The organism is Streptomyces geranii (assembly GCF_002954775.1).
In the GTDB taxonomy this organism is placed as follows: domain Bacteria; phylum Actinomycetota; class Actinomycetes; order Streptomycetales; family Streptomycetaceae; genus Streptomyces; species Streptomyces geranii.
In genome coordinates, this window is record NZ_PJME01000066.1 from 39591 (window position 1) to 45697 (window position 6107).

The following is a 6107-nucleotide window of genomic DNA, read 5'->3' on the forward strand; positions in this document are numbered from 1 at the left end:
GGCGGCTCACCTCGTGCCGGGGGAGGGGTGCGAGGACGACTTGCGGCTGGGCACGATCCGGTCCACCAGCCCGTACTCCAGGGCGGCCCGGGCGTCGAGGATCTTGTCCCGCTCGATGTCCGCGGTGACCTGCTCCGGGCTCTGTCCGGTGTGCCGTACGAGCAGTTCCTCCAGCAGCCTACGGACCCGGCCCAACTCCCGCGCCTGAATGGCGAGATCGCTCACCTGCCCCTGGACGGGGCCGGACAGCGAGGGCTGGTGGATCAGCATCCGGGCCCCCGGCAGCGCGCTGCGCTTGCCCGGCGTACCGGCGGCGAGCAGCACGGCCGCAGCGGAGGCCGCCTGGCCCAGACAGACGGTCTCGATGTCGCAGGTGACGTACTGCATCGTGTCGTAGATCGCCGTCATCGCGCTGAACGAGCCGCCGGGGGAGTTGATGTACAGCGAGATGTCCCGGTCGGGCGCCAGGTATTCGAGATGCATGAACTGCGCCATCACGTCGTTCGCCGAGACGTCGTCGACCGGCGTCCCGAGAAAGACGATCCGGTCCTCCAGGAGCCGGGAGTACGGATCCATCGTCCGGGTCCCGTTGCTCGTGCGCTCGGTGAACTCGGGCAGGACATGGCGGGCCGACGGATCGTCGATGTCGTTCATGGCGTGCGCCTCCTCGATGGCTTCCGTAAGAAATGTACAGGACGTACAGAGTCTGGTGGAAGGAGGGCGGGTCTAAGCTGGAAGACATGGCCTACGAGATTCCGGTGACGCAAGCCAGGGCTGAACTCGCCGAGCTGATCAACAAGGTGGTGTACGGCGGTGAGCGCGTCGTCGTGACGCGGCACGGCAAGCCCCTCGTCGCCCTGGTCTCCGCGGCCGATCTGGAACGGCTCGACGAGCTGGACGCGGCGGACGAGCAGGTCGTCAGTGCCGTCTCCAGCGTCCGGGAGGTCGCCGCGGCGCCCGTCGAGCGGCAGCGGTTCGGGATCGCGGCGGAGCACCGGCGGCCGGGGGCCCACTGATCACGCCCGTGGGCTGTCCGGGCGGCCGGGGATGACCCGGTGAACGAACGGGACCGGGTGCCCCCGTCCGCTACGGCGGGGGCACCCGGTCGGTTCTCTGGGTGGGCGGTCAGCTCGCCAGGGCGGGCTCCCGCTCGGCGGCCGGTGCCGGCTCGCTGTTCCCGTCCCGCGTACGGCGCTTGAGCGTCTCGCCCAGCAGGATCGCGCCGAGGCCCAGCGCCGCCCACCAGGCCAGGGTCAGGGCCGGACCCAGCGCCGCCGCGCCGTCGAAGAACGTCACCGAGCGGAGCAGCGAGGCGCCCGCACCCGGCGGCAGCCACTGGCCGATCGCGCCCACCGGCTCGGGCAGCAGCTGCGGGGCGCCGGCGGCTCCGGAGAACGGGTTGCCGATCAGGACGACGGTCAGGCCGCCGAGGCCGATCCCGGCGTTGCCGAGCAGTGCCGCCAGTCCGGCGACCGCGCCGCTCACCGCGAGCGCCGTCAGCCCGAGCGCACCGGCCTCGGCCCACCAGTCGCCGGTGAGCACGCCGAGCCAGCTGTGCGCGATCGAGGCGGCGACGACACCGACCAGCGCGGCGCTGCCGACCAGGGCGCCCACCGCGCGTACCCCGCGCAGCCCGAGCAGGGTGACCACCGCGCCTGCGGCCACACCGGCCAGGGCCAGCGGCAGCACGCTCGCGCCGAAGGCGGCGCCGCGCGGGTCGTTCGTGGCGGCTGGGACGACGTCCACGGTGGTGACCTGGGCGCCGGATTGCGCCGCCTCCGTGGTCACCGCCTGCTGAAGGAGCTGGGCGACGACGGGGCTCGCGGCGGACGCGGTGAGCAGCTTCGGGCCCTGGGCGGTGACGACGACCGCGCCGTATACGGTCCGGTCCTCGATGGCGTCCCGGGCGGCGGCCTCGTCTGTGTACCGGTGCAGCTCGAAGGCGCCCTCGTGGGCCGACAGCTGCTGCTCGACCTGGGTGACCGCGCTCGCCGGGCCCGCCACGCCGAGCGGCAGGTCACGGGGTGCGGTGCGGGCGGCGGGCCAGGCGAAGGCCCAGAGCGCCAGCGCGACCAGGACGGGCACCAGGACGATTACGGCGATCATGTGGCGGCGGTGCTCCTGCGTGGCCGCGGCGGACGTGGTGGGCATGGTTTCCCCTCGAATCGGTTAGACCCTGGTGGATCTAAAAAGAAGGATCGTTCGTTTTAGGTGCGTCACCACAGTCCTGCGATCGGCGTCCCTTGTCAAGAAGGAATGTTCGTTTTACTTTTGACGGCATGGCTCGCGTATCCCAGGAACACCTCGACGCCCGCCGCCGTCAGATCCTCGACGGCGCGGCCCGCTGCTTCGCCCGCAACGGCTTCCATGCCACGTCCATGCAGGACGTGCTCAAGGAGGTCGACCTCTCCGCAGGGGCCGTCTACCGCTACTTCAGCGGCAAGGAGGAGCTGATTTCCGCCATCGTCACCGAGGTGCTGACGGAGGTCCGCGACACCTTCGAGGCCGCGGGCAGGCAGAGCCCACCTCCGCCGCCGGAGGTGATGGTCGGCGAGGTGATGGGCAGGATGCTGAGCCTGCGCCCGGGGCTGGTAGACGAGGGCAGGGCCGTCTTCCCCCGGTTGATCGTCCAGGTCTGGGCCGAGACCCTGCGCGACGACGAGCTGTCGAAGGTGCTGAACGAGGGGCTCGCCAAGGTCAGCACGGTGTGGGTGGGGCTGGTCGAGCGGTACCAGGAGAACGGGATGATGCGGGCCGACGTACCGGCAGCGAGTGTCGCCCGGACCATGATCGCCGCGGCCCAGGGATTCATCGCGCAGATGGCCCTCTTCGGCAGCGCGCCGGTGGAGGTGCTTCAGGAAGGTCTGCGCGGTCTGATGAGCTGGGACGGGCCCGACGTCGTCGGTCCGGATGGATCACTGGGCGGTTAACGTCCTTGAAACTCCGGCCAACTAGCGTGCCCATTCGCGCCACCTGCGGTTTTGGTGGCATCGGCAACCGGACCCCGCACGGTCCGGAGCGAGGATGTGAGGTGTGACGCCGTGCAACTGACTCCGCACGAGCAGGAGAGGCTGCTGATCCATGTGGCGGCGGACGTGGCCGAGAAGCGCCGGGCCCGAGGGCTCAGGCTGAACCATCCCGAGGCGGTCGCGCTGATCACCTCGCACATCCTCGAAGGCGCCCGTGACGGCCGCACGGTCGCCGAACTGATGTCCTCCGGGCGCAAGTTGCTGACCAGGGCGGACGTCATGGAGGGCATCCCCGAGATGATCCACGACGTCCAGGTCGAGGCGACCTTCCCGGACGGCACCAAGCTCGTCACCGTCCACGACCCGATCGTCTGAGGGGGCCCGCCGTGATTCCCGGAGAGATCCTGTTCGCCGACGGACCCGTTGTGTACAACGAGGGCCGCGAGGTGACGTCGATGACCGTGCTGAACGCCGCCGACCGGCCCGTCCAGGTCGGCTCCCACTACCACTTCGCCGAGGCCAACCCCGGCCTGGAGTTCGACCGCGCGGCAGCGCGCGGCAAGCGGCTCAACATCGCCGCGGGCGCCGCCGTGCGCTTCGAACCCGGGATCCCCGTCGACGTCGAACTCGTCCCGCTCGCCGGCGCGCGCATCGTGCCCGGACTGCGCGGGGAGACCGGAGGTGCCCTCGATGCCTGAGATCTCGCGTGCCGCGTACGCCGACCTGTTCGGCCCCACCACCGGCGACCGCATCCGGCTCGCCGACACCGACCTCCTCGTCGAGATCGAGGAGGACCGCAGCGGCGGCCCCGGACTCGCCGGTGACGAGGCGGTGTTCGGCGGTGGCAAGGTCATCCGTGAGTCCATGGGCCAGGCACGCGCTACGCGCGCAGACGGCACCCCGGACACGGTCATCACGGGTGCGGTGATCATCGACCACTGGGGGATCATCAAGGCCGACATCGGCATCCGCGACGGCCGGATCACCGGCATCGGCAAGGCCGGCAACCCCGACACGATGGACGGCATCCACCCCGACCTGGTCATCGGCCCGGAGACCGAGATCATCGCGGGCAACGGCCGGATCGTGACGGCGGGCGCCATCGACGCGCACGTCCACCTGATCTGCCCGCAGATCGCCGACGAGGCGCTGGCGTCGGGCGTCACGACCCTCATCGGCGGCGGCACGGGCCCGGCGGAGGGCTCGAAGGCGACGACGGTCACCCCGGGTCCCTGGCACCTGGCCCGGATGCTGGAGGCGATGGAGCAGTACCCACTCAACTTCGGCCTGCTCGGCAAGGGCAACACCGTCTCGCACGACGCGATGCTCTCCCAGATCCGCGGCGGCGCCCTCGGCCTGAAGATCCACGAGGACTGGGGCTCGACCCCGGCCGCGATCGACGCGGCCCTGACGGTTGCCGACCGCACGGGCATCCAGGTCGCGATCCACACGGACACCCTCAACGAGGCCGGTTTCGTGGCCGACACGCTCGCCGCGATCGCGGGCCGGGGCATCCACGCCTACCACACCGAGGGTGCGGGCGGCGGGCACGCGCCGGACATCATGTCCGTGGTCTCCGAGCCGCACGTCCTCCCGAGTTCGACGAACCCGACACGCCCCTACACCGTCAACACGGCCGAGGAACACCTCGACATGCTGATGGTCTGCCACCACCTGAACCCGGCGGTACCGGAGGACCTGGCGTTCGCCGAGTCCCGTATCCGGCCGTCGACGATCGGGGCGGAGGACATCCTCCACGACCTGGGCGCGATCTCGATCATCTCGTCGGACGCGCAGGCGATGGGCCGGGTCGGCGAGGTCATCATGCGCACGTGGCAGACGGCCCATGTGATGAAGCGCCGCCGGGGAGCCCTGCCGGGCGACGGCAGCGCGGACAACCACCGGGTACGCCGCTATGTCGCCAAGTACACGATCAACCCGGCGCTCGCGCAGGGTCTCGCGGGGGAGGTGGGCTCCGTGGAGACGGGCAAGCTCGCCGACCTGGTGCTGTGGGCACCGGCGTTCTTCGGCGTGAAGCCGCACCTGGTCATGAAGGGCGGCCAGATCGCGTACGCGCAGATGGGCGACGCGAACGCCTCGATCCCGACCCCGCAGCCGATCCTGCCGAGGCCGATGTTCGGCGCGATCGGCCGCGCACCGGCTTCGAACTCCTTCAACTTCGTGGCCCAGTTGGCGATCGAGGACGGGCTGCCGGAGCGGTTGCAGCTCGGGAAGCGGTTCGTGGCGATCGAGTCGACGCGGGCGGTGACCAAGGCGGACATGCGGGAGAACGACGCGCGTCCGGAGGTCCGGATCGACCCCGACAGCTTCGCCGTGCACATCGACGGGGAGCTGGTCGAGGCGACTCCGGCCGCCGAACTGCCCATGGCCCAGCGTTACTTCCTCTTCTGATGGGGAGGCGGTCGCGATGAGCAGGGCGGCGTTGCTGGTACTGGCGGACGGCCGCTTCCCCGCCGGGGGTCACGCGCACTCCGGTGGTGCGGAGGCCGCGGTCAAGGCCGGGCGCATTACGGGTGCGGCGAGCCTGGAGGAGTTCTGCCGGGGTCGGCTGCACACGGCCGGGCTGGTGTCGGCGGCGCTGGCTGCGGCTGCGGCAGCGGGCGTCGACCCGGTCGCCCTGGACGGCGCGGCGGACGCTCGCACGCCGTCACCGGTGCTGCGGGTCGCCGCGCGAAAGCTGGGGCGGCAGTTGATGCGGGCGGCCCGGGCGACGTGGCCGTCGCCGGAACTGGACGCGCTGGCAAGGGAGTTCCCCAAGGGGGCACACCAGCCGGTGGTGCTGGGGCTGACGGCCCGGGCGGCGGGGCTGGGGGCGGAGGAGGCGGCGTACTGCTCCGTGTACGAGTGCGTGAGCGGGCCCGCGTCGGCGGCTGTGCGGTTGCTGAGCCTTGATCCGTTCGATGCGACGGGGGTGTTGGCTCGGTTGGCGCCGGAGTTGGACCGGGTGGTGGACCGGGCGGTGGAGGTCGCGGGGTGGGGTGAGGTGGAGAGGCTGCCTGCGGCTTCGGCGCCGATGCTGGAGGTGGGGGCGGAGGGGCACGGGGGGTGGGCGGTACGACTGTTCGCGTCGTAGCTTCCTTCGCCCCCGCCGCCCCTACCCGTACCCATCCTGGGGGG

The 6107-nt window shown here is 71.2% G+C and carries 8 protein-coding genes; 6 read left to right on the plus strand and 2 right to left on the minus strand.

Annotated elements, in window-relative coordinates:
- Positions 1-6: 6 nt before the first annotated feature.
- Positions 7-654 carry an ATP-dependent Clp protease proteolytic subunit gene (locus CW359_RS40925; protein WP_198655568.1) on the minus strand — a complete coding sequence of 216 codons (648 nt, stop codon included), beginning with the start codon at positions 652-654 and terminating at the stop codon, positions 7-9.
- A gap of 86 nt (positions 655-740) precedes the next feature.
- Between CW359_RS40925 and CW359_RS40930 the strand changes: the two genes are divergently transcribed.
- Positions 741-1016, plus strand: coding sequence for a type II toxin-antitoxin system Phd/YefM family antitoxin (locus CW359_RS40930; protein WP_105975330.1), 276 nt, complete (start codon positions 741-743; stop codon positions 1014-1016).
- Between the two features lie 109 nt (positions 1017-1125).
- On the opposite strand, the gene CW359_RS40935 is transcribed toward CW359_RS40930, so the two are convergent.
- A complete protein-coding gene (locus CW359_RS40935; protein ID WP_105975331.1) occupies positions 1126-2151 on the minus strand; it encodes an ABC transporter permease in 1026 nt (341 codons plus the stop codon).
- Between the two features lie 128 nt (positions 2152-2279).
- On the opposite strand from CW359_RS40935, the gene CW359_RS40940 reads away from it, so the two are divergent.
- The 5 genes from CW359_RS40940 to CW359_RS40960 all read left to right on the plus strand — a co-directional run bounded on the left by CW359_RS40940 (position 2280) and on the right by CW359_RS40960 (position 6063).
- Positions 2280-2930 (plus strand): TetR/AcrR family transcriptional regulator, encoded by a 651-nt coding sequence (locus CW359_RS40940; protein ID WP_105975332.1) that lies wholly within the window; start codon positions 2280-2282, stop codon positions 2928-2930.
- Positions 2931-3041: 111 nt separating this feature from the next.
- Entirely contained in the window at positions 3042-3344 is a 303-nt protein-coding gene (locus CW359_RS40945; protein WP_105975333.1) for an urease subunit gamma, read from the plus strand.
- An 11-nt stretch (positions 3345-3355) separates the two neighbouring features.
- Positions 3356-3667 carry an urease subunit beta gene (locus tag CW359_RS40950; protein ID WP_105975334.1) on the plus strand — a complete coding sequence of 104 codons (312 nt, stop codon included), beginning with the start codon at positions 3356-3358 and terminating at the stop codon, positions 3665-3667.
- On the plus strand, positions 3660-5381 hold the full coding sequence (locus CW359_RS40955) for an urease subunit alpha (RefSeq protein WP_105975335.1): 1722 nt from the start codon (positions 3660-3662) through the stop codon (positions 5379-5381). Before CW359_RS40950 ends, CW359_RS40955 begins: the two co-directional genes overlap by 8 nt.
- Before the next feature lie 16 nt (positions 5382-5397).
- Complete coding sequence (locus CW359_RS40960; RefSeq protein ID WP_105975336.1) at positions 5398-6063, plus strand: urease accessory protein UreF; 666 nt, start codon at positions 5398-5400, stop codon at positions 6061-6063.
- Positions 6064-6107 lie beyond the last annotated feature (44 nt).